At 65.4% G+C, this 26,853-nt stretch carries 24 protein-coding genes; 12 read left to right on the forward strand and 12 right to left on the reverse strand.

What is annotated here, in order from left to right; translation table 11 throughout:
* Window positions 1-214: 214 nt before the first annotated feature.
* Window positions 215-916, forward strand: coding sequence for a Crp/Fnr family transcriptional regulator (locus AC2FLM_RS22290; RefSeq protein ID WP_496860003.1), 702 nt, complete (start codon window positions 215-217; stop codon window positions 914-916).
* Here the strand turns inward: AC2FLM_RS22290 and AC2FLM_RS22295 are convergent.
* The 11 genes from AC2FLM_RS22295 to AC2FLM_RS22345 form a co-directional block, all read right to left on the reverse strand.
* Window positions 911-3,934: an adenylate/guanylate cyclase domain-containing protein gene (locus AC2FLM_RS22295; RefSeq protein WP_496860004.1), complete on the reverse strand. Its 3,024-nt coding sequence runs from the start codon at window positions 3,932-3,934 to the stop codon at window positions 911-913. The genes AC2FLM_RS22290 and AC2FLM_RS22295 overlap by 6 nt on opposite strands.
* A 16-nt stretch (window positions 3,935-3,950) precedes the next feature.
* Entirely contained in the window at window positions 3,951-5,396 is a 1,446-nt protein-coding gene (locus AC2FLM_RS22300; RefSeq protein ID WP_496860005.1) for an FAD-binding oxidoreductase, read from the reverse strand.
* Window positions 5,397-5,657: 261 nt separating this feature from the next.
* On the reverse strand, window positions 5,658-6,959 hold the full coding sequence (locus AC2FLM_RS22305; RefSeq protein ID WP_496860073.1) for an NAD(P)/FAD-dependent oxidoreductase: 1,302 nt from the start codon (window positions 6,957-6,959) through the stop codon (window positions 5,658-5,660).
* 85 nt (window positions 6,960-7,044) lie between these two features.
* On the reverse strand, window positions 7,045-7,884 hold the full coding sequence (locus AC2FLM_RS22310; protein ID WP_496860006.1) for an EamA family transporter: 840 nt from the start codon (window positions 7,882-7,884) through the stop codon (window positions 7,045-7,047).
* 1 nt (window position 7,885) lies between these two features.
* The gene (locus tag AC2FLM_RS22315) at window positions 7,886-9,568 is read right to left on the reverse strand and encodes a Na/Pi cotransporter family protein (protein WP_496860007.1); all 1,683 of its coding nucleotides are present in this window, start codon (window positions 9,566-9,568) and stop codon (window positions 7,886-7,888) included.
* A 221-nt stretch (window positions 9,569-9,789) separates the two neighbouring features.
* Window positions 9,790-10,047: a cytochrome C oxidase subunit IV family protein gene (locus AC2FLM_RS22320; RefSeq protein ID WP_234145755.1), complete on the reverse strand. Its 258-nt coding sequence runs from the start codon at window positions 10,045-10,047 to the stop codon at window positions 9,790-9,792.
* Window positions 10,048-10,051: 4 nt separating this feature from the next.
* Complete coding sequence (locus AC2FLM_RS22325; RefSeq protein WP_496860008.1) at window positions 10,052-10,600, reverse strand: cytochrome c oxidase subunit 3; 549 nt, start codon at window positions 10,598-10,600, stop codon at window positions 10,052-10,054.
* Window positions 10,597-12,519 (reverse strand): nitric oxide reductase activation protein NorD, encoded by a 1,923-nt coding sequence (locus tag AC2FLM_RS22330; protein ID WP_496860009.1) that lies wholly within the window; start codon window positions 12,517-12,519, stop codon window positions 10,597-10,599. Before AC2FLM_RS22330 ends, AC2FLM_RS22325 begins: the two co-directional genes overlap by 4 nt.
* A gap of 8 nt (window positions 12,520-12,527) precedes the next feature.
* The gene (locus AC2FLM_RS22335; protein ID WP_496860010.1) at window positions 12,528-13,337 is read right to left on the reverse strand and encodes a CbbQ/NirQ/NorQ/GpvN family protein; all 810 of its coding nucleotides are present in this window, start codon (window positions 13,335-13,337) and stop codon (window positions 12,528-12,530) included.
* A 5-nt stretch (window positions 13,338-13,342) separates the two neighbouring features.
* Window positions 13,343-14,710, reverse strand: coding sequence for a cbb3-type cytochrome c oxidase subunit I (locus AC2FLM_RS22340; RefSeq protein ID WP_496860011.1), 1,368 nt, complete (start codon window positions 14,708-14,710; stop codon window positions 13,343-13,345).
* A gap of 15 nt (window positions 14,711-14,725) precedes the next feature.
* Complete coding sequence (locus tag AC2FLM_RS22345) at window positions 14,726-15,178, reverse strand: c-type cytochrome (RefSeq protein ID WP_234140177.1); 453 nt, start codon at window positions 15,176-15,178, stop codon at window positions 14,726-14,728.
* A 225-nt stretch (window positions 15,179-15,403) separates the two neighbouring features.
* Between AC2FLM_RS22345 and AC2FLM_RS22350 the strand changes: the two genes are divergently transcribed.
* Window positions 15,404-16,372: a zinc transporter ZntB gene (locus tag AC2FLM_RS22350; RefSeq protein WP_496860012.1), complete on the forward strand. Its 969-nt coding sequence runs from the start codon at window positions 15,404-15,406 to the stop codon at window positions 16,370-16,372.
* A 10-nt stretch (window positions 16,373-16,382) separates the two neighbouring features.
* On the opposite strand, the gene AC2FLM_RS22355 is transcribed toward AC2FLM_RS22350, so the two are convergent.
* Complete coding sequence (locus tag AC2FLM_RS22355; protein ID WP_496860013.1) at window positions 16,383-17,555, reverse strand: NnrS family protein; 1,173 nt, start codon at window positions 17,553-17,555, stop codon at window positions 16,383-16,385.
* A 164-nt stretch (window positions 17,556-17,719) separates the two neighbouring features.
* Here AC2FLM_RS22355 and AC2FLM_RS22360 point away from each other — a divergent pair, with 164 nt between their 5' ends.
* From AC2FLM_RS22360 to AC2FLM_RS22405, 10 genes are all read left to right on the forward strand, one after another.
* Window positions 17,720-19,465: a cytochrome D1 domain-containing protein gene (locus AC2FLM_RS22360; RefSeq protein ID WP_234145761.1), complete on the forward strand. Its 1,746-nt coding sequence runs from the start codon at window positions 17,720-17,722 to the stop codon at window positions 19,463-19,465.
* A gap of 87 nt (window positions 19,466-19,552) precedes the next feature.
* Window positions 19,553-20,326, forward strand: a complete 774-nt coding sequence (cobA, locus tag AC2FLM_RS22365) for a uroporphyrinogen-III C-methyltransferase (protein ID WP_496860014.1) — start codon at window positions 19,553-19,555, stop codon at window positions 20,324-20,326.
* Window positions 20,319-20,678, forward strand: coding sequence for a c-type cytochrome (locus AC2FLM_RS22370; protein ID WP_234140182.1), 360 nt, complete (start codon window positions 20,319-20,321; stop codon window positions 20,676-20,678). Before cobA ends, AC2FLM_RS22370 begins: the two co-directional genes overlap by 8 nt.
* A complete protein-coding gene (locus AC2FLM_RS22375; RefSeq protein ID WP_234145763.1) occupies window positions 20,675-21,820 on the forward strand; it encodes a cytochrome D1 domain-containing protein in 1,146 nt (381 codons plus the stop codon). Before AC2FLM_RS22370 ends, AC2FLM_RS22375 begins: the two co-directional genes overlap by 4 nt.
* Before the next feature lie 5 nt (window positions 21,821-21,825).
* Complete coding sequence (ahbB, locus tag AC2FLM_RS22380) at window positions 21,826-22,815, forward strand: siroheme decarboxylase subunit beta (protein ID WP_496860015.1); 990 nt, start codon at window positions 21,826-21,828, stop codon at window positions 22,813-22,815.
* Window positions 22,812-23,261, forward strand: a complete 450-nt coding sequence (locus tag AC2FLM_RS22385; protein WP_496860016.1) for an Lrp/AsnC family transcriptional regulator — start codon at window positions 22,812-22,814, stop codon at window positions 23,259-23,261. Before ahbB (AC2FLM_RS22380) ends, AC2FLM_RS22385 begins: the two co-directional genes overlap by 4 nt.
* A complete protein-coding gene (gene ahbB / locus AC2FLM_RS22390) occupies window positions 23,258-23,740 on the forward strand; it encodes a siroheme decarboxylase subunit beta (RefSeq protein ID WP_496860017.1) in 483 nt (160 codons plus the stop codon). The genes AC2FLM_RS22385 and ahbB (AC2FLM_RS22390) overlap by 4 nt, the downstream gene beginning before the upstream one ends.
* A 1-nt stretch (window position 23,741) precedes the next feature.
* Window positions 23,742-24,953, forward strand: coding sequence for a heme d1 biosynthesis radical SAM protein NirJ (nirJ, locus tag AC2FLM_RS22395; RefSeq protein WP_496860018.1), 1,212 nt, complete (start codon window positions 23,742-23,744; stop codon window positions 24,951-24,953).
* Window positions 24,954-25,053: 100 nt separating this feature from the next.
* On the forward strand, window positions 25,054-26,565 hold the full coding sequence (locus tag AC2FLM_RS22400) for a cytochrome D1 domain-containing protein (RefSeq protein ID WP_496860074.1): 1,512 nt from the start codon (window positions 25,054-25,056) through the stop codon (window positions 26,563-26,565).
* Window positions 26,522-26,797: a hypothetical protein gene (locus AC2FLM_RS22405; RefSeq protein ID WP_496860019.1), complete on the forward strand. Its 276-nt coding sequence runs from the start codon at window positions 26,522-26,524 to the stop codon at window positions 26,795-26,797. The genes AC2FLM_RS22400 and AC2FLM_RS22405 overlap by 44 nt, the downstream gene beginning before the upstream one ends.
* Window positions 26,798-26,853: the final 56 nt, after the last annotated feature.

The raw sequence follows: 26,853 nt of genomic DNA on the forward strand, positions 1-26,853 counted from the left end.
GCAACTCTAGCACCGACGCCCCGTGATTTGAAGAAAAACCCTCGCGCCTTGCGGGCATGTGGGGCGCGGGCATTACCTTGCGTTGTGCAATCGCTTCTCGGTCCGCCCCTGCGCACGGGACTTGGCAATTGGGCGCCGACGCAGTACTCCTCTGTCCAGATAGACGTTTTAACCCCTTGGATTTACAAGTCTCGGTCGAGAAGGAAGGCAGCGCGTGCGCCCCACGAACCGAAAAACCATTCCGCCGCTTGAAACCGTGCTGGCCGGCGTTTCGCTGTTGGCCGGGCTCGAGACCGAGGTTCTGGCCGAATTCGCGGCCGATCTGGAGCTTGTCACCGTCTATACCGGCCAGACCGTTATGGAACAGGGTGAAACCTCGACCGAAATGTACGTGGTGGTCCGCGGTCGTCTGGTCGGTCTTTTGTTGTCGCCCAATGGCAAGGAAGTCGCGTTTACCGAGATCACATCAGGGCGCTATTTCGGCGAATTGTCGGCTCTGGACGGGCGGCCGCGCTCTCTCACCATCTCTGCCGCCGAAACCACGATTCTGGCGCGGATGCCGGCGCAGCGGTTGCTTGACTGGATGGCGCGAGAGCCGCGGCTGGCGCATAACCTGGCCATCGACCTGGCCGAGCGCAACCGGGCGCTGACCGAGCGGGTGTTTGGCCTGGTGGTGCACGACGTGGACAAGCGGGTGCGGGCGCTGCTGATCCAGCAGGCGCAGGCGGCGCAGCAGCTCAAACCGGGCGGTGTGCTCGATCCCAGCCCCACCCATGACGTGATCGCCAACTATATCGGTGCCACCCGCGAGGCGGTCAGCCGCGTGATGGCACGGCTTGCCGCCGCCGGAGTGATCGAGACCGGGCGTCGGCGGCTCGAAATCGCGGATATCGAGCAACTGTTCGAAGGGCTATGACCTGCCCCAGCGCTCCTTGAGCCGCAGGCATTCGGGCAGCATCCAGCGCTCGCCCGAACGGATCGCGCGCTCCAGCGCCGCCAGATCGCCGCTTGGTCCGTCGCGCCGCGCGGTTTCCTCGGCCATGGCATGGATCACCCGAAAGGTGGGTTGCAGGAATTCGAACCCCTGCTCGCCCAGGACCTTGCTGCCATAGGCGAACTCGGCCTGGCCCTCGCCGACCCGTCCCGCGGCAATATCCCCGATGCCGGTCAGCATCCGGGCATAGACCAGCCAAAAGGCCAGTTGCCTGCTCTGGGCCAACTGCTTCAACTCGCTGGCATGGTCGCGAAACGCCCCCCAGTCGCGGCGGATCGCCGCCGGAAAGGCGGCGCCGAAGGTCAGCGTGTGACACAACGTGTGGGTCATCTCGGTGGCGCGTGCCGACGCCAGCGCCGCCGCCGTGGCGGCGCGGGTATCTTCGGGGGTGCCGATGAAGGCCTCGATCGCGGCAATGCAACACAGAACGGTGGCGTGATTGTCGGTGGCGCCGAACGGCCGCAACGGCTCGGCATGGAGGGCCGGGTCATAGGTGGCGAGGAACCGGTCCAGATATTGTCGCGCGTCGTCGAACTCCCCCCGGAACATGTGGCTCGACCCCAGCATCCGGTCCAGCACCAGCGCATGCAGGCCGGTCGGATCCGAGCGCGCGATATCGGCCAGCCCCACGGCAAATTCGTGGCCCGCGTCGATATCGCCCTGCACGCAGATGTCGATCCAGCGAAAGAACATGGTCGAGAACACCCGCTGGCTGCCGCCGGTACGCTCGATCAGCGCATTGATCCGACCCAGCACATCCTCGCCGGCGGCTCGGTATCCCTTGGCCCCGATCAGCGCCGGGAACAGCGCCAGCAGCGTGTCGGCCTCGAACTGATCGCTCCAGTCGCCCTCGCTGGTGCCGATCCGGGGCAGCAGCGCCAATGCCCGGCGGAACAGGGCCACCGCCTCGGCATCAGCCGATTGCGCGGCGGCGGCGCGCCCGGCCTCGGCCCACAGTTCTGCGGCAGGGCGCAACCGCCCGGCGCGCTCCAGCTGATCGGCCAGCAAGGTCGGTTCCACCGCCTGCCCCGCCGCGCGGCGCCGGTCCAGAGCTTCGGCTATGGCGGTGTGAATGCGCTCGCGATCTCGGGTCAGGATGATGTCATAGGCACAATCCTGAAGAAGCTGGTGCCGCAGGATCAGCCGGTTGTCGTGCTGGCTGTCGCGAGCAAGGTGAAGTTCCGCCAGCCCGGCCGCGATCAGCTCGTCCAGCGCCTCTTCGATGGAGCCGGGACCGGGCCAGAGATCGCGCAGCAGCGGCAAGGGCGCCTCGCGCCCGATGCTTGCCACCAGCCGCAGCAGCGGACGCGCCCGCACCAGCCGCCTGATCCGCGCCTGAAGACTCTGTTGCAGGCTGGAGGGCACCGACATGTCCGGCAGGCTGTCGGCATCCACATCCTCGGGCCCGGCCAGCCGCGCGCGCATCTCCAACGCCAGTTCCTCGGCAAAGACGGGAATACCCTCGGCCCTTGCCACCAGCGGCGCCACCAGCGCCTCGGCGCCCTTCACATCTCCAAGCACCTCGCGCACGATGCTGTTGGTATGCTCCGGTGACATCAGCCCCAGCGAGATCGGCACCGATCCGTCCACATGCATCAAGCGCGGGTCGGGCAGTGCGTTGCGGGCGCTGACAATAAGCATCAGGCCCGGCGGGCGGCGCGAGGCCAGTGTCAGCAGAACGTCGATGGTCGAGGGGTCGGCCCATTGCAGATCGTCGATCCACAATACCTTGGGCCCGGATGCGGTTCTGCCGAAATGATCGGCCAAGAGGCCGATCGCACGCGCCCGGCGCTGACGGCGCTCGGCCTGGGTGGCTCTGGGAACGGCCTCCAACTCGGCCCGCAGGGTCGCTGCGGCAGGCAGATCGTGATCGTGATCCAACAGCAGCCGGAAGGCGCCATAGGGTGTGTCGCGGCCCTGCTGGGGACAGTTGACATGGCGCACCGGCCGGTCCTCGCGCCGGAGACGGTCAAGGAACTCTCCCACCAACCGTGATTTTCCGATCCCGTGCTCACCGGCCACGGTGATCAGGTTGAACGCCCCCATCGCCACCGCGTTCCAGCAGGCCGACAGCCGCGCCAGTTCCGCCCGGCGATTGACAAAGGGCACCCGGTCTGGACGCGCCAGCAGCGCCATGCCCAGATCGGGGGTCCGGCGTGCCTCGACCGCGTAGACCGGCGCGGGTTCGTCGATCCCCTTGAGCTGCCTGAGGCCCAGGAAATTCAACTCGAAATGATGCTTGATGAGCGGCGCCGTGGTGTCCGAGACCACCACACCGCCCGGTTGCGCCTCGGCCTGAAGCCGCGCAGCCAGATTGACCACCGCGCCATAGGCCCGCCCGCCTCGCGCGTGCTGGCTGAGGTGCCGGTCGCCAATCACCACCGGCCCCGAGGCGACCCCGACCCGCACCTGCATCTGCCGCGCCCCCGGCACCGCGATGGCGCCGACGCGGCGGCAGGACTCGCAGGCCGCCATCACCCCGCGCAGCGCCGCGTCTTCCAGCGCCTGCGGATAGCCGAAATAGATCAGCACCCCGTCGCCGTGATACTGCGCCACATGTCCGCCATAGCGATCCACCGCGCCGTCCACCGCACGGTAGAATTCGCCGAGCAGATCGGTGAACCGTTCCTCGCCCAGGGAATGGGCAAGTTGGGTCGACCCGACCAGATCGCAGAACACCACGGTCAGATAGAGGCGTTCGCTCTGATCCTCGACCGGGGCGGGAGGCACAACGGCGGCAGGCGCATCGCGCAGGTCGGCGATGCGTGCCAGGATCTTGCGCCTGTGCCCCAGAGAGGTCACCCCGAGATCCGTCAGATCCTGATCCGACAGATGCTCCAGCACCTCCAGGTCGATATCGGCCTGTTCGAACCGCTCGGCATAAACCTCCAGGCCGAGATCGGCCAGCCAGGAGGTGACAGAGCCGATGGTTCGGGACATGTCGGTCATTTCTCCGTTATCCGGTGATCGCCTTGATCGGTTCCTCGAAGCCATGGAACCCCGGCGGGAAACCCGGTCCCGGCGGATGCCATTCCAGCGGCTCGATGCTCTGCGGGAAGCGCAGCAGGTTGAGCGGGTCGTATTTGTGCTTGATCAAACGCAGCAGCCAATAGGTATCGCCCCAGTATTCGTCGGCAAAGCCGGGATTGTCCGGGCTGGGATAGTTCTGATAGCTCTGCCCGGTCCAATGCGGGGCAAAGGCCGCCTCCCACCCCGCGATGAACGCCAGCATGGTTTCCTTCTCCTGTTCCGTCAGCCAGAACACGTCAAAGAACAGGTCGCAATACACATCCCGGTGAAAGAAGGCGTTTTCGCCTTTGGGCATGCGGGCGATGGCACCGCCATAGATCTCCATCGCGGCGATCGTATAGGGGCTGGGCGAGGTTCGGAAATAATCCAGCAGCACCTTCCAGCCTGCCGCGTCGATCGGCTTGGCGACATAGCGGCTGATCTTTGCCTCGGGCGGCGGCATCGGCGTCATGTCGGCCGGGAATTCCGGCACCTCGTAGGGTTCGCTCAGCAGGATACGGTTGAGGTCGATATATTGCTGCGGGTCATAAAGCGCCTGCAGGGTGGCGCCGGGCAGCGCCAGCACCGGGGCCAGCTTCTCCTGCAACTCCTCACGGGTGCCGCGATACATGCCGCGCATCAACAGCACCGGTTCCTTGGTCTGCCCCTCGGGCCCTTCAAAGGCCCAGATCATCTGATAACCCATGGTGTCGGGCGCACCGGTACGCATGAAGTTCTCTTGCAGCCAGGCCAGCGAGGTGGCGGTATCCTGCACGCCCGCATCGGTCTGCATCGACCAGCGCACGGAAAAGCCCGCGAAGGTCGAGCCGCGATAGAGCCGGTACTTGACCCCCAGCAGCACGCCGAAATTGCTGCCGGTACCGCCGCGCACCGCCCAGAACAGATCTTGGTTCAACTCGGCATTGGCATGCACGATGCGACCATCGGTCATCATCACGCGGATTTCCTCGACCTGGTCGCAGTTCATGCCGAAGATGCGCGCGGTAAAACCGTATCCGCCCCCCTGCATATAGCCGCCGACACAGACATCGGGGCAGGCACCACCGGGCGTGTGCAGATCATAGGGCAGAAGCTTGGCATTGAACTTGCCGAAATTGGTGCCCGGCCCGACCCAGGCGCGCAGCGCCTCGGGGCTGATGCAGACATCGTTCATCCGGCTGACATCGATCAGGAACCCGTTCTGCGACGAGAAGCCCGCCGTGCTGTGCCCGCCCGAGCGCACCACGACCGCCATCGACAGCGCCCGCGCCACCCGCAGGCATTCGGCCACGTCGGTCTCGACCTCACAATAGACGATGACCTGCGGATAGGCCGAGAACCGGGGGTTCGACAGCATCCGGTCGGTGTCGTATTCGGGATCACCCGGCAGCACCACGGTGCCCAGGATGTTCTTTTGAAGCTCTTCGGCGTATTTTGGCGGAAGCCCCTGAAAATTGGGGTCAGCCTTTTGATTTACGGCCCAAACTGCGGATCTTTCGCGCAAACGTTGCGCACGACTATCATACCAAAGCACGGCTATGTCCTAAACAGAGAATATCTGGGGGTATCGTAAGAGAGGCGCCCCGTATTTTGCAATCGGTTCTCTCGTTTAGGTCGAAAAATCTGTCCCGGCTCTACCCCTGAGACGTCTCTGTCACAGCCTGTCGCGCAGGCTGAACCACAGCATCGCCAGGATCAGCAGCGGCGTGCGCAGGGCCGGACCGCCCGGAAACGGGCGCCCGGGAACGCGTGCCATCAGATCGAACCGTTCCGCCTGTCCGGCGATGGTTTCCGCCGCGATCTGACCCGCCAGCGTTGCCAGCGCCACGCCATGACCCGAGAAGCCCGACAGGCTCAGCATATTGCCCGACAGCCGCTCGAAATGCGGCATCCGGTTCATGGTGATGCCCAGCGTGCCGCCCCAGGCATGGTCGATGCGCACATCCGCAAGCTGCGGAAAGATCTCCAGCATCGGCTTGCGCACCTTGGCGGCGATGTCGGACGGAAAGCGGTATCCGTAGCTTTCGGTGCCACCGAACAGCAGCCGGTGATCGTCGGAGAACCGGAAATAGTTGATCACGAACTTGCTGTCGGCCACCGCGTGATTGTTGCGGATCAGCGCCTCTTGCCGTTCGGGCCCCAATGGTTCGGTGGCGATGATATAGTTGTTGATCGGCATGACCCGCGCCGCCACCCGGTCGTCGAGCCGGCCCAGATAGCCGTTGCAGCCCAAGACCACATGGCGCGCTGTGATCTCGGCCTGATCGGTGCGCAGATGGGCGGGATCGCCCTCGGTGAGCGCGGTTACCTTCGAACGCTCAAAGATGCGCACGCCCGCGGCCACCGCCATCCGCGCCAAGCCAAACACCAGTTCCAGCGGGTCGATATGGCCCGCATCCTCATAAATCGATCCGCCGTGATAGGCATCCGAGGCCACCAGGTGCCGCATCTCGTCCCGGTCGAGCGCCCGGATCGCGGTATAGCCATAGTCCTCGCGCATATGGCGGACATGGTCGTGGCTGTGCCGGACAAAGCGTTCGCGATGATCGGCATGGATGATGCCGGGATGGAAATCGGCATGCACCAGATCCGAGGCCGCCAGCTCGCGCACCAGATCGACCGATTGCCGCGCCACCTGCCACAGGGCATGGGCATGGTCGCGGCCCAGCATCTTTTCCAGCTCTTCCTGCTCCAGCCGTTGACCCTGCCCCACTTGGCCGCCATTGCGGCCAGAAGCGCCGAATCCCACGCGCTGCGCCTCGAGCAGGACCACGTCATAACCGCGCTGCGCCAGATGCAGCGCCGCCGAAAGGCCGGTGAACCCGCCACCCACGATACAGACATCGCAGCTCAGCGCGCCCTTTGCCTGGGGGAACGGGTCGAGCTTCTTTGCCTGCGCGGCATAATAAGACGGCGGGTATTCGCCGGGGCGGTCGTTTACGGTCAGCAGGTCCATCATCTCATCCCCTGTTTCGCCGCCTGCTATAGCAGCAAATTCAGAGATCTGCCAGATATGATCAAATTTTTGACCCGCCGTTATCTCAACCCGACATGCCGATCAGCGCCACCCCTGCCGCCATCAGCGCCGCCGCCCCCAGACGGCGTTTCCAGTTGCCTTCTCCCAGAAAGACAAAGCCGATCAGGGCGGCAAAGATCACCGAGGTTTCGCGCAGCGCGGACACGGCACCAAGGGGGGCAAAGTTCTTGGCATACAGGACCAGCCCATAGGCCGCCATCGACACCAGTCCACCCAGGATGCCGGTGGCCCAGACCTTTGGCTTCAGCCCCGCCAGCGTGCTCCGTTTGCGGATCGCCACAAAACCCGCGATGAAGAGATGCAGGAACGCCCCCCAGGCCCAATAGGACAGCGTGTTCTGCGACAGTCGCACCCCGATCCCGTCCACCACGGAATAGGCCGAGATGCACAGGCCTGTGCCCACCGCAAACCCCAGCGCCGCGCGCCCGACCCCGTGGCGCAGCGCCGACCAGCTGCTCAGCTGAATACCGGCGGCGATGGTGGCAATGCCGACCCAGGCCTGCGCCGGCAGGGTTTCACCCAGCAAGAGCAGCGCCCAAAGCGCCACCAGCGCCGGTACGATTCCGCGCGCGATGGGATAGACCACGCTCAGATCGCCATGACGATAGGCCTGCCCCAGCATGTAGTAATAGCCGAAATGGATCACCGTCGAGAGCAGGATATAGGGCAGGCTTTCAGGCGCCGGCAGCGGCAGCAGCATGACCATGACCCCGCCCGCCAGCACATGGCCCGAGGCGACAAGGCCCAGCATCGTGGTACGGTCCGCCGCGCTTTTGACGATGGCGTTCCAGACCGCGTGCAACAGGGCCGCCGACAGGATGATGGCGACGATGCCCGCCGACATCTCAGTCCTCGTCCTGCGTGGCGGGCAGGGTTTCGATCAGGCGGGTCTCCAGCAGTTGACCGTTGGCATAAAGGATCGGATAGGCCACCGCCGAGACATGGCTGTTGAACTCGCGCAGGGCGCGCAGCGTTTCCAGATGACAGTCGCTGGTGTCGAAGCTTTGCACCTCGCCATTCTGCAACCGCCGGAAATGCCGCTTGCGGCTGCTGCGTTCGGCGCGTTTCAGCTCGGTCTTTTCAAGGCTCAACAGGCGCGCGCTTTCCAGATCGTCCGAGATCAGCACGTTCGAGGCCAGTTTCATGTTGGCCAGAATGGTCTCGTGCATCTGTTGCAATTCGGACCAACCCTCTTTCGAGAACTGGTTGCCGGTCTTGCGCAGATCGCCCGCCAGAACGCAAAGCCGCCCGGCCACCACGTCACCGGCGGTTTCCAGCCGCACCGCATATTCCAGCATGTCACGCGCGCTGCGCGCTGCGTCCTTACCGATCTGATCGGCGGGCAGTGCGGCGACATAGCGGCGGATGCCCGACAGGCAGGCGTTTACTTCTTTATCCAGCGACTGCACCGCCTTGATCCGGGTCTTGTCGCCATCGCGGTAGAGGCCCAGAACCGGGCGGAACATCGCCTCGACCAGATCGGCCATGCGCAGCAATTCGCGCTTCAGGCTCGACACCGCCTGTGCCGGGCTGCCGATATGGGCGGGGTCGAGGCTGGAGGCCGGGCGCGCCAGAGCGTCCGCATCGACCGGCTGCGCCGGGTCCGGCAACAGCCGTGCCAGCGGCGCGGCCAAGAGGTTGCAGAACGGCAGCGCCAGCACCAACAGCGAGGCGTTGAAGGCCAGATGCGCATAGACCAGCTCTTGTCCGCCATGCTCACCGGCGCCCAGACCGTTGCGCAGTGCCAGGTTGACCGCGAACAGGCATAGCACCGCCCAGGTGCCGCGCAGCGCCAGGTTGGCGAATGGGATGCGCCGGGCGGGCATCGTCATGCCGCGCGACAGCCAGACCGGGATAAAGGCGCTGCCGAAATTCGCGCCCAGCACCAGTGACAGGCCGGCGGCAAAAGGGATCGCGCCGATCTGAACCAGCGTCACGCACATCAGGATCGCCGCAACCGAGGAATGCATGACAAAGGCCAGCGCGCCGCCGACGATAAAGGCGGTGACATAGTCGCGCGCCAGATAGTCGGCGATGGCGGGCAGAAAGGCACTGTCGCGGATCGGGTCCATCGCCTCGCGCAGGAACCGCAGCGAGATCAGGATAAAGGCGATGCCCATCAGGATGCGCCCGAACTGACGCGCCTTGCGCTGTTCGGTCTTGACGAACAGCCAGCCGCCCACCGCCAAGAGCAGCGGCACCAGCCAGTCCAGCCGCCAGGACAGGATCTGGATCACCAGCGCCGAGCCCAGATCGCCGCCCAGCACGATCGCCAGCCCCTGACCGAACCCCATCAGCCCCGCCCCGGCAAAGCCAGAGGTCAACAGTGCCACCGCGGCCGAGCTTTGCAGCACGACCGCCATGACCAGCCCCACCGCCCCGGCCCGCATCACGCCGCTATTGCCGGTCATCACCCTTTGGAACGACGAGCCATAGGCGCGCTCGATCCCGGTGCGCACCATCCGCACCGCAAACAGCAGCAGCATCGTCGCGCCCGCCAGGCTGATCAGAAAGGAAAAGATCGCCACGGCTCAGCCTTCGGGGCAGGTCGCGCTTGGGTGCAAGGGGTGGTTCAACGTGGCGGGCTCCTGTTCTTGTGTCCGAGTGGTCCCCGCCGCTCTCGGAAAGAAGTGAGACTCAATGGGTCGGGGGCCAGAATTGGCCCAAGCTGCCTTTGTTTGCGCAAACGTGCAATGGGCAAACCCACAAAACCGGTATTTTCCGGGCAAAGACGGTCACGAAATGGCGATCAGAGCAGCGACAGCGCCAGCAACAACAGTACAAACCCGGTCAAGACTGTTCCGATGCCGCGCATCCAGGCCGGGCTTTGCCCCAGTTCCAGATAGCGCGACAGGATCAGACGGGCCTTGACCAGCGCCAGGATCAACACGCCCGCGCCGATCAGTGCCTGCGGCACCGGCACCAGCGTCAGCAGGGCGCCCGCAAGGCTCAACCCCAGCAGCGCCAGCCAGGCGCGGCTCAATGGGTCGGAGAGGAACCTGCGCATCGGCTCACCCCGCCAGATAGACGACCGGATAGAGCAGGACCCAGACCAGATCGACCATATGCCAGAACTGCGCGCCCGCCTCGATATTGCGGGGCGCGTCGAGCCAGGCCAACAGCAGCAGGATCACCACCCCGGCCAGAACATGCGCCGCGTGAAATCCGGTCAGCAGGTAGTAGAACATGAAAAACGGATGGGTGTCATAGCTGATCCCCTGGGCCGCCTTGTCGGCATATTCCGCCCCCTTGATCACCAGAAACAGAGCCCCCAACCCCGCCGCAAGCAGCAGGGCCCACCGGGCCTGCGCGCGCCGGCCCGAGCGGCGCCAGCGGAGCGCGCAAGCCGCGAGGTAACCCGAGGTGACCAGTACCACGGTGTTGAGCGCGGCCCCGGTGCGGTAAAGATGATCCTGCGCCTCGGCAAAGCCTGTCGGATCGGTCAGCCGCACCGCCAGCAACGCCACCAGACCGGCGCCGAACACCAAAAGCTCGGACAGGATCAGAACCCACATCATGAGTTCGCCCGGCAGTTCGTCGATCAGGGATCGCTCGCTCATGCTCCGACCAGTTGCCGATAGATCTGCGGCAGGGCCAATGTCAGCCGGTTGGGGTCGGGGATCACGGCAAAACCGCCCTGCCCGAACATGCGGGGGAACCAGCTTTTGCCGGATTTGTCGATGGTGACGCCGAACACCGATTGCCCGGCGCGGCGTGCCTCGCGAACTGCCATGGCGGTATCCTCGATCCCGTGGCGGCCCTCGTAATGGTCCAGATCGTTGGGCTTGCCGTCAGTGATCACCAAAAGCAGCCGCCGCTTGCGCCCCTGCCCGGCCAGATCGGCCGAGGCATGGCGGATCGCGGCGCCAAGCCGGGTGTAGAAACCGGGCCGCAGCGAGGCGATACGCGCCTCGACCTGGGTGCTCATCACCTCGCCGAAGCCCTTGCAGCGCTGCACATAGACCCGCGCGCGTTTCAGCGAACTGAAGGCGTGGATGGCGAAATCGTCGCCGCAGGCATCCAGCCCCCAGGCCAGCGCCGCCAGCGCCTCGCGTTCGATGTCGATCACCGCACGGCCCGAGACCGCGCTTTCGGTCGAGCGCGAAACGTCGAGCAGGATCGACACCGCCAGATCGCGCGCCACCGGGCGCGACTGCAACCAGATGCGCTCGCTGCCCTCGCCATTGGCGAGCCGGTCCAGATGGCCGCGCACGGCGGCCTCGACATCCAGCTGGTCGCCGTCCAGATGGCCGCGCGTCATCATCCGGCCCGGGCGCAGCGCCTCGAACTGGCGCTTGACCGCGCGGATGCGGCGAGCGGTGGCCGGGTCGTGGGTAAAGGCCTCGGCGCCGTCCCGGATCTCGGCCTCCGACGTCAGCACATTGACATGGTCGGGCAGATAGGCGCCGGTCCGCACGTCCCATTCGGGATAGAGTACCCGGCCCGACAGCCGCTCGCGGTCCACATCCTCGGGCGCCAGATCCAGATGCAGTTTCAGCCGTGTCGGTGGCGCCTTGGAAATCTGGCCCAGCCCGATCTCGTCCTGATCGTCGGCGGCCTTTTTCGCGTTGTCGGGGTCATCGTCATCGACGCGGCGGTTGAGGTTCAGGAACTCGGCCCAGCTGAGGATCGCTTCGAACTTGTGCAGGATGAAACTGTCATGGCGCGCGGCCATGTCGGATTTGCGGCGCCGGGCGCGGTGGGTCTTTTCGCCCGATTCCTCGGGCGGCCCCTCGGTATCGCGGCTTTCGGCCTCGTGATGCTCGGACAGGGCCACCGCGCGCAACTCGGGCCAGAGCGGCACTGGGCGAAACGGCTGATAACCGCGTGGGGCGGTGAGGGTCTCGTCCATCGCCTGAAACTGCGCAGCCCGCGCCGAAAGCGGTTGCGGGTCGCCCAGCATCTGGCGGATCAGCTCTTCGACTGCTGCCTCGGCAGGGGGCAGGTTCGGCAGGTCGCGCTGCTGCAACAGGCCCTTGCACAGTTCGGCGTAAAGCGGGCGCAGGCCGGGTGCATCGGCAAGCGTTGCCGCCACCATTGCCTGTGCCGCTGACAGCGCGCGCAGATCGGCGCGCAGCGGGTCGCCCTCGTCGACACGGGTGCCGGCATGGGCGGCGGCGGCGGCCAGCCAGACATACAGCGCCCCGTTGGCCGCGCGCATCGGAAACACCGCCAGCCGGTCGGGCAGGCGCAGCACCTCGCCGTCGAAACTGGCGCGCGGCAGTGCCTCGGCCTCGGTGCCCAGACGGCGGCGCCAGCTCAGCCGGTGGCGCGAGATCTCGGGCGAGACCGGGCGCAGCTCGACCCCGGCGCTGCCACCGAGGCCCCGGAAAAGAACGGCCAGCCGCCCCGCGACCTCTGACAGGTCGACCGCGGCTCCTTCGTGCACCAATGGTGCGTCGAGACGGCTGGCAAGGCTATGCCACAGTTTCCCGATTGTCTCCTCGGGTTCCCATGGCTCGAAGTCGATCTGAACCATCGCCGGCCTCACCCAAAGACGGCGGTGGTCAGATCGAGGAGCCCGCGTTTGATATCCTCGTCATCTGTGAGAGGTTCGACCATGGCGGCCAGGATGGCGCGTTCGGTCGGCATGCCTTGGGCGATCAGTGTCGCGGCATAGACCACGAGGCGGGTGGAGACCCCTTCCTCCAGATCCTGCCCCTTGAGCCCGCGCAGCTTGCCCGCCAACCGGATCAGCGGTTTGCACCGCTCCAGCGGCAGGCCACTTTCCTGCGACACCACACGCGCCTCCAACTCGGGCGCGGGAAAGTCGAATTCCAGCGACAGGAAGCGTTGCCGGGTCGAGGGTTTCAGGGTCTTGAGGATGTTCTGGTAACCGGGGTTGTAGGAGGCGACCAGCATGAAGCCGGGTGCCGCCTCTAACTCTTCGCCGGTCCGGTCGATCGGCAGGATGCGGCGATCGTCGGTCAGCGGGTGCAGCACAACGGTCACGTCCTTGCGCGCCTCGACCACCTCGTCGAGGTAACAGATCGCCCCCTCGCGCACCGCCCGGGTCAAGGGCCCATCGACCCAGACCGTCTCGCCACCCTTGAGCAGGTAACGCCCGATCAGATCGGCGGCGGCCAGATCGTCATGACAGGCCACGGTATAAAGCGGGCGGCCGAGTTTTGCCGCCATATGAGCCACAAACCGGGTCTTGCCGCAGCCCGTCGGCCCCTTCAGCAGAACCGGCAGATTGTTGTCATACGCGGCGGTGAAGATATCGCATTCATCGCCCTGGGCGAGGTAGAAGGGGGCGTCTGCCGCCCCCGTTCCCAAATGTTTCGATCCGTCCATCTGCATCACTCGGCCGGTGTTTCGGCGGCGCCGCGCTCAATGATCTCGCGCCGCGGTACCCACATGGCATAGATGAACAGCAATGCGCCGATCACCACCACCAGGCCCGAGCCGAAACGCATCCAGTAGAAGATCGCGACCTGGTCCTGCACGTCCATGAAATACTCGCCCATGACCCGTTGCAGGTGGGTCTGGATGGTACCGGCGAAGGTCAGCACAAAGGTCATGAAGACCATGCCGCTGCTCATCAGCCAGAAGGACGCCATGTTCAGCACCTGGTTATAGGGATCGCGATTGCGCAGGATCGGCATCGCATAGCTGAAGATCGCCAGGTTCAGCGCCACATAGGCCCCAAAGAACGCCAGGTGCCCGTGGGCGGCGGTGATCTGGGTGCCGTGGGTGTAATAGTTCACCCCGTGCAGCGTGTGCAGGAAACCCCAGACCCCGGCGCCAAAGAAGGCGAGCGTGGCACAGCCCAGCGACCACAGCAGAGCGGCCTTGTTGGGATGATCCCGGCGACCTTTCCACACCATGACAAAGGCGAATGCCATCATCGCGAAGAAGGGGATCACTTCGAGCGAGGAGAAGATCGAGCCGATCCACTGCCAATACCCCGGCGTCCCGATCCAGTAATAATGGTGACCGGTGCCCAGGATGCCAGAGAACAGCGCGGCGGCGACGATGACATACAGCCATTTCTCGACCACCTCACGGTCAACGCCGGTCAGTTTCAGCATCAGATAGGCCAGGATCGAGGCCATGATCAGCTCCCATACGCCTTCGACCCAGAGGTGCACGATGTACCACCAGTACTGCTTGTCCAGCGCCAGGTTCGACGGGTTGTAGAAGCTGAACAGGAACAGCAGTGCCAGACCCCAGAGGCCCAGAAGCAGGATGTTGGTGATCGCGGTCTTCTTGCCCTTCAGCACCGTCATCGAGACGTTGTAGAGAAAGATCAGCGCCGCCACGACGATGCCCGCCTTGACCCATTTGGGCTGTTCGATGAACTCGCGCCCCTCCTTGCCCAAAAGCCAGTGGCCCTCGAACAGGTTGAACACATAGGTCACCACCACGCCCAGCGTGCCCAGAACCAGGATCGCCAGCTGGATATAGGCCAGCTTGGTCGAGTGTATCTCGCGCTCGGCCTCCTCGGGGATCAGGAAATAGGCCGCCCCGAAGAAGCCGAGGATCAGCCAGACCACCAGCGAGTTGGTGTGCAACATCCGCACGATGTTGAACGGCAGAAGCTCGCTCAGCGTGTTGGGAGCCACATAGATCCAGCCGGCGAGCAGACCGCCCAGCACCTGGATCGCAAACAGGCCCATCGCTACGGCAAAGTAGACAAGGGCGATTTTCTGGGATTCGTATTTCATCTCTGTGCTCCCTTCTCAGCCGGCGTCGTTGGGCGGCCAGCCCTGGGTGTCGATCGTGTTCGTCCACAGCAGGAAATCGGACAGGTTCCGCATTTCGGTATCGCTGAGGTCAAAGCGCGGCATCTGGCGACGGCCTTCGATGCCGGTGGGTTGTGCCTCCATCCAGCCCTTGAGCATCTCAAAGGCGGCATCGGGATCGTCCTGCACGCCCCAGCGCGTCATCACGTTGCCCAGTTCGGGGGCGAAATAGGCGCCCTCGCCCAGGATCGAATGGCAGTTGATACAGGCGTGTTTCTCCCAGACATGCTTGCCGTCGGCGACACTGGCGGTCAGCGTTTCGGCATTGGTCGAGGTCGACCTGATATACAGGTGGGAATGGGCCGACAGGGCCAGAAAGATGAGGATGAAGAAGAGGGACCCGCCATAGAATATGTTGCGGGCCATGCTTTTGGTCATGACTTCGCGCATCGCGCTCTCCTTTGCGCCGCGTTTCTGATGGGGCGACAATGGCGGGCGGGGCAAAAGATGCCTTAACCAAAGTCAAGACAGGCGCCGAATGCCACTCCTTGGCCCTTGCGGGCCTCCTCGCGATGCCCGGCGAGGACGCCCGCAAGGGCGGAAGAGCCGACAGGATTTGCGCTGGACAGCGGGTGTGGCTGCGGGTCACTCTTGGTGCAAAACAGGCCGTTTACCATGCCCGCAAAAACCCTCGCCCCAATCCACGCGTTCGATTTCGACGCTGGTCATGCCACCCCCGTCACCGAGGACTGGCCCGCCGCCGCGCCCATCGCGGGCGCCGGGTTTCGCTGGCTACACCTCGATCTTTCCGACCCAGCCAGCGCCGACTGGCTGCACGCGCATATCCCGCCGGTGGCCGCCAGCGCCCTGACCCAGACCGAGACCCGACCCCGCTGTGATCCGCTCGCCGATGGTATCCTGCTCAACTTGCGGGGCGTCAACCTGAACCCGGGATCGGCGCGCGAGGACATGGTCTCGCTGCGGCTCTGGGTGACGCCCGCGCTTGTCGTCACCTCACGTATCCGTCGCATCCGCGCCACGGATGAGCTGCGCCAGCAATCCGACAGTGGGCGCGGGCCGGACAGTATCGCCCTGTTTCTGTCCGAACTGCTGCACGGACTGTCGCACAGGATCGAGTCCGTCTCGCTGGAGCTCGACGACCGCACCGACGGGATCGAGGAAGAAGCGCTGGAAGGCGCCGGTGACGTGCATGACCGACTCAGCGCCCTGCGACTGGAGGCAATCAAGCTGCGCCGCTACCTGCATCCGCAGCGCGAGGCGCTGGACGCGCTCTTGCGCAACGAGGCCGGGCTGTTCGATCCCGCCGGGCTGGTTCTGCTGCGCGAGGCTGTCGATCGCACGCGTCGCACCATCGAGGAACTGGATGCGACCCGCGACCGGCTGGCCGCAGTGCAGGATCAGATCGCCTCGGAACAGGTGCGCCTGCTGGGCCGCAACAGCTTCGTGCTGTCGGTGTTGGCCGCCGTATTCCTGCCGCTGGGGTTTCTCACCGGCCTGTTCGGGGTCAATATCGCCGGAATGCCGGGTACGGGTACGCCGCTGGCCTTCTGGCTGCTGGCTGGCGCCTCGGCGCTGCTGGGCCTGGCCATCGTGTTGCTGTTCCGACTGCTGAAATGGCTGTGAGACGCCGGAACTATCCGGCAGCGCCCGCGCGCGGACCGATCAGCGCCGGCCACATGGCGGCCAGGTAAGTGGCAAGTGCTGCCGTCCAGAGCAGCCCGGCCAGCAGCATTGCGGGGAGATAGAGCGCATCAAGCCCGCTGCCCGCCCAACGTGTGAGCGCCGCCGCAGCCATCAGCCCGTAACCCAGCACCATCGGCCCCGGCGCCACCAGCGGGCGGCCGGAATGACCAAGCGCTGCCCGGCTCATCACCGCCAGCGTCATGCCGCCGACACAGCCGATGCCCAGCAGATGCAATGCCGCCAGTTCGCTGCCCAGGCCCAGCCCGGCCAGCCCCCACAGGATCATGCCCGCCGCCAGCATCGCCAGCGCCAGGTGCAACGCCCACAGGATCGGCTGAGACAGGCACCACAATCCGCCCCAGCGCATGAGGCGAAACGCCTGCACTGCACCAAAGGCCAGCGCGACCGCGCCGGTCAACCCGTCTGGTGCACCGCCCAGGACCAGCCCCGGCAAGAGCAGGGCCAGCCCCAGCGCCAGCCGCTCGACCGGCGCCCGGCTGACCGGCCAGAGAGTTTCAGCCACGCCTGCGCGTTTCATAGCGTTGCGGGTAAAGGCCGGGGTGATCCGCCCGCCCAGCACCGAGATCAGCGCACACAGCACCGCCAGCCCGGCGCGCAGCCCGGTTTCGGCATCGCCATAGCCGGTGCCGATCCAGTCCAGATGCAGCCACAGGTCGGCGGCCCAGAGATAGGCCAGGAACAAAAGGAACATCAGGTTCTGCGGCTTGGGTCGTTTCAACAGCTGGGTCACGATCTTGAGCGACAGCACCGGCAGAAAGGCCAGATCCAGCAGCGCCACCCAGACCGGCGGCAGCGCGCCCGCGTACCAGACCGCCAGCCGCCCGGCCAGCCACAGCCCCGCCGCCAGCGCGATGAAGCCCTGGCGCGCACCCGGCGCGCCGGTCCAGCTGGGCACCGCGGTCAGAAAGAACCCGCCAAGCGCGGCGGTGGCATAGCCGAACACCATCTCATGGGCGTGCCACTGGCTGGGCACCTGCGCCAGCGCGGGCCCGTCGCCTGCAAGAAAAAGAACCCAGATCGCCCCGGCGAACAGGCCGTAAAGGCCCGCCGCGAGGAAAAATACCCGAAACCCTTCGGAAAAAAGTCGCGCCAGCGCGGTCATCTCTTGCCTCCTGCCCGCATGCGGTGCGCGCGCGGGATCCGTTCGCTCAGTTCCACCACGCTAGCGGCGACGACAATGCGTGACCTTAACGAAAGTCAAGGAGCGGCCCCGCGCGGGCTGCCAGAGTCGGACATGCCTCACCAGCCTTCGACGGAGACACCGTTATGAAACCAACCCCCGCCATTCGCAGAACCCTGCTTCTGACCAGCGCCGCCATGGCCCTGGGCCTGGCCGCACCCATGGTTGCCGCTCAGGACAGCCACGGGTCGGATGCCGGCGCCGCCTATCAGCCCAGCATGACCACCCTTGGTGCCCTGAACCTGGAAATCCCCGGACGCCGCGAAGGCGACCCGGTGATGACGCAGGAAGAGTACAACATCGGCAACAAGATCTATTTCGAACGCTGCGCCGGTTGCCACGGCGTGCTGCGCAAAGGTGCCACCGGCAAGCCGCTGACCACCGACATCACCCGTGACGTGGGCTATGAATACCTGCGCGATTTCATCACCTACGGCTCGCCCGCCGGGATGCCCAACTGGGGCACGTCGGGTGAGATGAGCGAAGAAGAAATCGACATCATGGCGCGCTACATCCTGCTCGATCCGGCCTCGCCGCCCGAATTCGGCATGGCCGAGATGCGCGAGACCTGGAAAGTTCTGGTCGCGCCCGAGGATCGCCCGACCGAGAAGATGAACGATATCGACATCGACAACCTGTTCTCGGTCACGCTGCGCGATTCCGGTCAGGTGGCGCTGATCGACGGTGCCAACTACAAGATCCACGCCGTGATCGACACCGGGTATGCGGTGCATATCAGCCGGATCTCGGCCTCGGGCCGCTATCTGTTCGTGATCGGGCGCGACGCGCTTGTGAACATGATCGACCTGTGGATGGAAACCCCCGCCACCGTGGCCCAGATCAAGGTCGGTTCCGAAGCGCGGTCGATCGAGACCTCGAAATTCAAAGGGTTCGAGGACAAATACGCGATCGCCGGTTCCTACTGGCCGCCGCAATACGTGATCATGGACGGTGACACGCTGGAGCCGCTCAAGATCAAGTCGACCCGCGGCATGGTCTATGACGACCAGAGCTATCACCCCGAACCGCGCGTGGCCTCGATCGTGGCCAGCCACTTCAACCCCGAGTTCATCGTCAACGTCAAAGAAACCGGCAAGATCCTGATGATCGACTATTCGGACATCAAGAACCTCAAGGTGACCGAGATCGAGGCCGAACGCTTCCTGCACGATGGCGGGTTCGACAGTTCCAAGCGTTACTTCCTGGTGGCCGCAAACGCCCGTGGCAAGGTCGCCGTGGTCGATACCAAGGACAGCACCCTGACCGCGCTGGTCGAAACCGGCGGTCAGACACCGCACCCGGGCCGGGGCGCGAACCTGATGCACCCGACCTATGGTCCGGTCTGGGCAACCTCGCACCTCGGCGACGAGACCGTGGCGCTGATCGGCACCGACCCCGAAGGGCACCCCGACAACGCCTGGAAGGTCGTGCAGACCCTCTATGCCCAGGGCGGCGGTTCGCTCTTCGTGAAATCGCACCCGACATCGGAGCATCTCTATGTCGATGCGCCGCTGAACCCGGATGCGGAAATCTCGGGCTCGGTCGCGGTCTTCAAACTGGGTGATCTGGCCCAGGAAGAGCCGGAATACACCGTTCTTCCGATCGTGGAATGGGCCGAGATCGGCGAGGGCCAGCCCCGCGTCGTGCAGGGTGAGTTCAACCAGGAAGGCAACGAGATCTGGTTCTCGGTCTGGAACGCCAAGGACCTGGAAAGCGCCATCGTCGTTGTCGACGACAAGACGCTGGAACTCAAGGCCGTGATCAAGGACCCGCGCCTGATCACTCCGACCGGCAAGTTCAACGTCTACAACACCCGGTCCGACGTCTACTGACGCCGGTCCGTCGGGCGGGCCCGGTTGCGTCCCGGGGCCCGCCCATCCCCTTCCCCTCTCGCCAGCCCCAACCTGACGGAGCACGCCATGACACTCACCGGACATGTCCACCTGATCGGCGCAGGACCAGGAGATCCCGAACTGCTTACCCTGCGCGCCCTGCGCCTGCTGCAAGAGGCCCAGGTGGTGGTCTATGACCGGCTGGTCGATCCCCGGATCGTGGCCATGGCACCCGATGGTGCCCGGATGATCCCGGTGGGCAAGTCGCCCAAATGCCATCCCGTGCCGCAGGACCGGATCAACCGCATTCTTCTGGACGAGGCCCGCGCGGGCCATGTGGTGGCCCGGCTCAAGGGTGGCGACCCGATGATCTTTGGCCGCGGCTCGGAAGAGGCGGCCTTTCTCATGGCCCACGGGGTGCGGGTCGATTACGCCCCCGGCATCACTGCCGCGCAGGGCGCCTCGAGCGCGACCGGCGTACCGCTGACCCATCGCGGGTTGGCAACAGGCGTGCAATATGTCACCGGCCACCGGCAGGCGGACCGGGTGCTGGACCTCGACTGGAAACGCCTGGCCGATCCCGACACCACGCTGGTGGTCTATATGGGCGTGGCCAATATCGGGCAGATCGCCATCGGCCTGATGACCGAGAACCTGCCCGCCACGACCCCGGTTCTGGCAATCAGCCGCGCCACCACGCCGGATGAACGCCGCCTGCTGTCGCGGCTCGACCGGATCGCGGCGGATGCCCGGGCCGAGGCGCTTGAGGCGCCGACCCTCTTTATCATCGGCAAGGTGGTCTCGCTTTATGCCGAGCAGCCGGTCACCGAGTTGCTGGAACAGGCGGTGGCCCATGGCTGACAGTTCTTTCTTTCCCCGCTTTCAGAGCGGCACCGCAGTTGGAACAGGCAAGGCGTTGCTGACCGTTGCCGCGTTTCTGGCCACCACCGCCTTTGCCGCCGAAACCCTCGACCCCGACGCGCTCAGGCGGCTGGTGCAGCAGGATTGCGGCTCGTGTCACGGGCTGACGCTCAAGGGCGGGCTTGGCCCCGATATCCGGCCCGAGGCGCTTGGCCATTTCGACCGCGAGGTGCTGACCGGCGTCATCCTCGACGGCATCCCCGACACCGCCATGCCGCCCTGGCGCCCGCTGCTGACCGAGGAAGAGGCCGAATGGATCGCCCGATACCTGCAAGACCCGGAGGCCCGATGAAACCGCTTGTCCTGACTCTTGTCGCCGCGCTGCTGGCGGGCACCGCCAACGCCCAGACCGTCGCCACCGGCGATCTGGGGCTGGTGATCGAACGGGCCAACGGCTCGGTCCTGCTGGTCGATCAGTCCGAGCGCGCCGCGCTGGCCCGGATCGAGGGGTTGGGCGATCTCTCGCATGCCTCGCTGGTCTATTCTCCGGATGAACGCTTTGCCTATGTGTTTGGTCGCGACGGCGGTCTGACCAAACTCGATATCACCACCCGCCAGATCGTGAACCGTGTGCTGCAATCTGGCAATGCTATCGGCGGCGCCATATCCGACGATGGGCGGCTGGTGGCGGTGTCCAACTATGACCCCGGCGGGGTGCGCGTCTTTGACGCCGACACGCTGGAGATGGTTGCCGACATCCCCACCGGCGGCAAGACCATCGGCCTGGTCGATGCGCCGGGCCGCCGGTTTGTCTTTACCGTCTGGGATACGGGAGAGACATGGATCGCCGATTTCACGACGCCCGAGCCGATGCTGACCACCATTCCCGGCATGGGCAAGAATCCCTATGACGCGCTGATCACCGGCAATGGCCGCACCTATATCACCGGCCTCTTTGGCGAGGACGGGCTGACCGCGCTTGACCTGTGGGACGAGACGCCCCAACCGATCCGCGTGCTGCCCGACTATGGCCGGGGCCAGCAGGAAATGCCGGTCTACAAGATGCCGCATCTCGAAGGCTGGGCGCTGACGGGCCGCGAATTCGTGCTGCCCGCCGTGGGGCATGCGCAGGTCCTGTGGGTCGATGCTGACACATTGACCGAGACCGGGCGCACCGCCACCCATGGCCAGCCGGTATTCGCCATGGCGCGGCCCGACGGGCGTCAGGTCTGGGTCAACTTTGCCCATCCGCTGAACGACACAATTCAGGTGATCGACACGGTCAGCAAAGAGGTGATCCACCAGTTCAAACCCGGCCCCGCCGTGCTGCATATGGAATTCACGCCGCGCGGGCACGAGGTCTGGATCAGCGTCCGCGACGCGGGCAAGGTGATGGTCTACGACACCCGCACCTTTGAGAAACTGCGCGAGATCGAGGCCGACAGCCCCTCGGGCATCTTCTTTACCGCGCGGGCCCACCGGACGGGGTTGTAACCATCATGTGCCAGATCACCGACCCCATCGACCGTGCCCTGCTGGATGACTGGCAGCGCGAATTTCCCATCACCGACCGCCCGTTCCTGGGACTGGCCGAACAGCTGGGCATCTCGGAGCACGAAGTGATCACGCGCCTTACCCGGATGCAGGCGGCGGGGCGGATCACGCGGGTGGGAGCCACCATCGCGCCCGGCAGCGCCTCTGCCAGCACCCTCGCCGCGGTTGCCGCCCCCGAGGACCGGATCGAAGAGATCGCCGGGATGATCGGCGCCGAGCCGGGGGTGAACCACAATTACCAGCGCGAGGATGACTGGAACCTCTGGTTCGTCGCCACCGGCCCCGATCGGGCGCATGTGGACGCGACGCTGGCGCGGATCGGAGCGGCCAGCGGGCTGCGGGTACTCGATCTGCCCTTGCTGCGGCCCTTCAACGTCGATCTGGGCTTTCGGATGGGTGCCAGAACGCCGCGCGTGCCGACCCGGCGGGCGGTCGATGCCAGCGTGCTGCGTCCCGGCGATACCGACCTGTTGCAGGCGCTGACCCAGGGCTTGCCGCTTGTACCCGCGCCCTATGCCGAGCTGGCGACCCGGCTGGGCCTGAACGCGGGTGAGGCAATGGCGCGCATCGCGCTGTTGCAACAGGCCGGGGTGATCTCGCGTCTGGGGGTCATCGTGCGGCATCGGGCGCTGGGATGGTCGTCGAACGCGATGGTGGTCTGGAACCTGCCGCCCGAACGGATCGACAGCGCCGGGCCGGCGCTGGCCGCGCATCCCGGTGTCACCCTCTGTTACGAGCGCCGCCCGGTGCCGGGTGTCTGGCCCTACCGGCTCTATTCCATGATCCACGCCCGCTCGCGCCGCGAGGCGCTGGCGGTGTTGAACAGCGCCACCGCCCTGCCCGAACTGGCCGGTGCCCCGCACAAGGTGCTGTTCTCGACCCGTTGTTTCAAACAGACCGGGGCGCTGATCAAACCCCGAGAGGAGGCCGCATGAGCCCCGACGCAACCGACCGCCGTATCCTCAACCGCATGCAGGAGGATCTGCCGCTGACGGCGCATCCCTATGCCGCCGTAGCCGCCGAACTGGGTCTCACCGAAGATGACCTGCTGGCGCGGCTGACCCGGATGAAAGCGGCGCGGTTGATCACCCGGTTCGGCCCCTTCTTCGACGCCGCCGCCATGGGCGGGGCCTTTTGCCTGTGTGCGATGGCGGTGCCCGAGGCGGAATTCGAAACCGTCCTGACCAAAGTCAATGCCCACCCAGAGGTGGCGCATAATTATGAACGCACGCACCGGCTGAACATGTGGTTCGTGCTGGCCACCGAAACCCCCCAGGGGATCGCGGCCACCGCCGATGCGATTGAGACGGAAACCGGGATCGCGGTCCTGCGCTTTCCGAAATTGCAGGAATTCTTCATCGGCTTCCGGGTGGCGGCATGATCGACGAGACAGACAGACGGATCATCGCGGCCATGCAAGAGGGGCTGCCGCTGGTGCCTGCACCCTTTGCCCGCGTCGCCGCCGACCTGGCCCTGCCCGAGCCCGAGCTGATGGAGCGTATCGCCGCCCTGAAGGCGCGCGGCGTGATCCGCCGCATCGCCGCCGCGCCCAACCACTACAAGCTGGGGATGACCTCCAATGGCATGACCGTCTGGGACGTGGATGACGCCCGCATTGCCGATCTGGGCGCGCGCGTGGGCGCGCTGGCCTTTGTGACCCATTGCTATGAACGCCCCCGCGCCCGGCCCGACTGGCCCTATAACCTGTTTGCCATGGTGCATGGCGCCGACCGGGACGAGGTCGAGGCCAAGCGCGGCGAAATCGCCACCCTGCTGGGCACCGCCTGCCGGGGGCATGACATCCTCTATTCCACCCGCATCCTGAAAAAGACCGGGCTGCGTCTGAAGGAAAGGACCTGACATGTTCCGGCTCACCGAATACATGCACCAGTTGATCGCACCGACCCCGGTGCGCCAGCGCCGCCCCGGCCCGGTGAAACCGGTGGTGATCTGGAACCTGACCCGGCGCTGCAACCTGAAATGCCGCCACTGCTATACCGTTTCGGCGGATGTGAACTTTCCCGGCGAGCTGACCCACGAACAGGCGATGGACACGTTGGAGGATCTGGGCCGGTTCAAGGTGCCCGCGATCATCCTGTCGGGGGGCGAGCCGCTGGACCGGTTCGATTTCTTCGACATCGCCATGCGCGCGCGCCAATTGGTGCCGATGCTGGCGCTGTCGACCAACGGAACCAAGATACAAGGCGAGACCGCCGACCGCATCGCCGATGTGGGCTTCAGCTATGTGGGCATCTCGCTGGACGGGATCGGCGCCACCAATGACTGGTTCCGCGGCGTCGAGGGCGCCTTTGCCGACGCCCTGCGCGGGGTGCGCGCATGCAAGGCGCGCGGCATCAAGGTTGGCCTGCGCTTCTGCCTGACCGAAGGCACCCAGCACCATCTGCCCGACCTGCTTCAGCTCTGCGATGACGAGGGCGTGGACAAGTTCTATCTCAGCCACCTTGTCTATGCCGGGCGTGGCGACAAGAACCGGGGCGAGGATGCCGCCCATCTGCGCACCCGCCACGCCATGGACCTGCTGCTGGACCGCGCCTGGGTGGCCGCGGCCGAGGACATGCCTTTGGATATTGTGACCGGCAACAACGACGCCGACGCGGGTTACTTCCTGGATTGGGTGCGGCGCAATTTCGACGCCGGGAAGGTGGCGCATATCCGCGCTCACCTCGCCGCCTGGGGTGGCAATTCCAGCGGGCTGGGTGTGGCCAATATCGACAATCTGGGCCGGGTTCATCCGGATACCTATTGGTCCGATTACACCGTGGGCAACGTTAAGACGGCGCCGTTTTCCCAGCTCTGGACCGGAGACGACCCGATGCTGGCGCTGCTGCGCACGCGACCCCGCCCGCTCAAGGGCTGTTGCGGTGCCTGCACGCTCAAGGATGTCTGCGGCGGCAATACCCGCATCCGCGCCCTGCAATTGACCGGCGATCCCTGGGCCGAGGACCCGGCCTGTTACCTGTCGGATGCCGAGATCGGCGTGACGGGTTCGGACCGCCTGACCGTTACCCCGTTCCGAGGAAAGAGACATGACCCGGCGCATCAGTTCTTTTGACACCCGCCCGCGTGGGGTCGCATCCGCTGTGCCTGCCGCAAGCGGAGGAGCCTTCGGCGGGAGTATTTGGAGCAAAGTGAAATACGGGGTCTGTGCCCTGATGCTGGCGGGACCGGTAGCGGCAGGGCCAGCCGAGGACTATGCCGAGTATTGCGCCAGCTGCCATGGCGCGGCACGGCTGGGCGGGTTGGGACCGGCGCTGATCCCCGAGACGCTGGGCCGGATGCGCGGGCCGAAAGTGGCGGCCGTGATCCGCGAGGGCCGCACCGCGACCCAGATGCCGGGGTTCACGGACATATTGGACGAAGCGGCCATCGCCGCGCTGGCGGAGTATGTGAAGGAACCGCTGGCCGAGATCCCCGCCTGGGGCGAGGGTGAGATCACGGCGAGCCGGGTGCTGGATGGCGACTATGTGGCCGCCGCCGCGCCGGTCTGGGATGCCGATCCGATGAACATCACCCTGGTGGTAGAAACCGGCGATCACCATGTCAGCGTGCTGGATGGCGACACGTTCGAGGTGCTCGACCGCTTCGAGACGCCGTTTGCCGTGCATGGCGGCCCCAAGTTCAGCCCCGACGGGCGCTATGTCTTCATCATGTCGCGCGACGGCTGGGTGCAGAAATACGACCTCTGGTCGTTGCAACAGGTGGGCCGGGTGCGCGCGGGGCTCAACAGCCGCAACATCGCCATGAGCCATGACGGCAAATGGCTGGCCGTTGCCAATTACCTGCCGATGTCGCTGACCCTGCTGAGTACCGAGGATCTGTCGGTGGCGAGGGTCATGAAGGTGACCGCCAAGGATGGCACGCCCAGCCGGGTCTCGGCCGTCTATCAGGCGCCGCAACGCCAGAGCTTTATCCTCGCGCTGAAGGACGCGCCCGAGATCTGGGAGGTGGCGACCGACCCCGATGCCGAGCCGGTCTACGAGGGGTTCATCCATTCTCGCGAAAAGGGCATGGTCGAGGCGATCGCCTCGTCCGAAGGGCTGTTCGCCCGGCGCCGGATCGAGATATCCGAGCCGCTCGACGATTTCTTCTTCTCCGACGATTACCGCAACCTGATCGGCGCCGCGCGCGATGGGGTGCGCGGGGTGGTGGTGAACCTGAACGTCGGGCGCGAGATTGCCGAACTGCCGCTGGAGGGCATGCCGCATCTGGGCTCGGGCATCAGCTGGGCACGCGACGGGCGCCGGGTGATGGCCACGCCGCACCTGAAAGAGGGCAAACTGAGCGTCATCGACACCGAAAACTGGACCCGCATCGCCACCATCGCCACCGAAGGGCCGGGATTTTTCCTGCGCAGCCACGAGAATACCCCCTATTTCTGGGCCGATGTGTTCTTTGGCCCCAACAAGGACGCGATGCATGTGATCGACAAGCAGAGCCTCGAGATCGTGCGCACTCTGCGCCCGGCACCGGGAAAAACGGTGGCGCATGTGGAGTTCACCCGTGATGGCAAACATGCGCTGGTCTCGATCTGGGAAGAGGATGGTGCGGTCATTGTCTATGATGCCGCGACGCTGGAAGAAGTGCACCGCCTGCCGATGAAGAAACCCTCGGGGAAATACAATGTCTGGAACAAGATCACCTTCTCCGAAGGCACCAGCCACTGAGCCGGGCATCGAGGGCCGCTGGCCGGTCTGGAAACTGGCGCTGCTGCTGTGGCCGGCGGTGACGGCGACGGTGGCGATCAATCTCTTCATGGCAGCGCTGATGCTGCGCGTGCTGGGCGGAACACCGTTGGGGCCGGTGGCGGCGTTCCTCTGGTCGCTACCGCTGGGCATCCCGGCCAGCTGGCTGGCCGGACGCTGGCTGCGGCGCCTGCTGGATGAGGCCGAGAGTTGACCCCTCAAATGCGGTGGTAACGGAAATCGCAGATTTCCGAACCGGAAAATTGCAAA

This window comes from Ruegeria sp. SAZD011 (assembly GCF_059612545.1).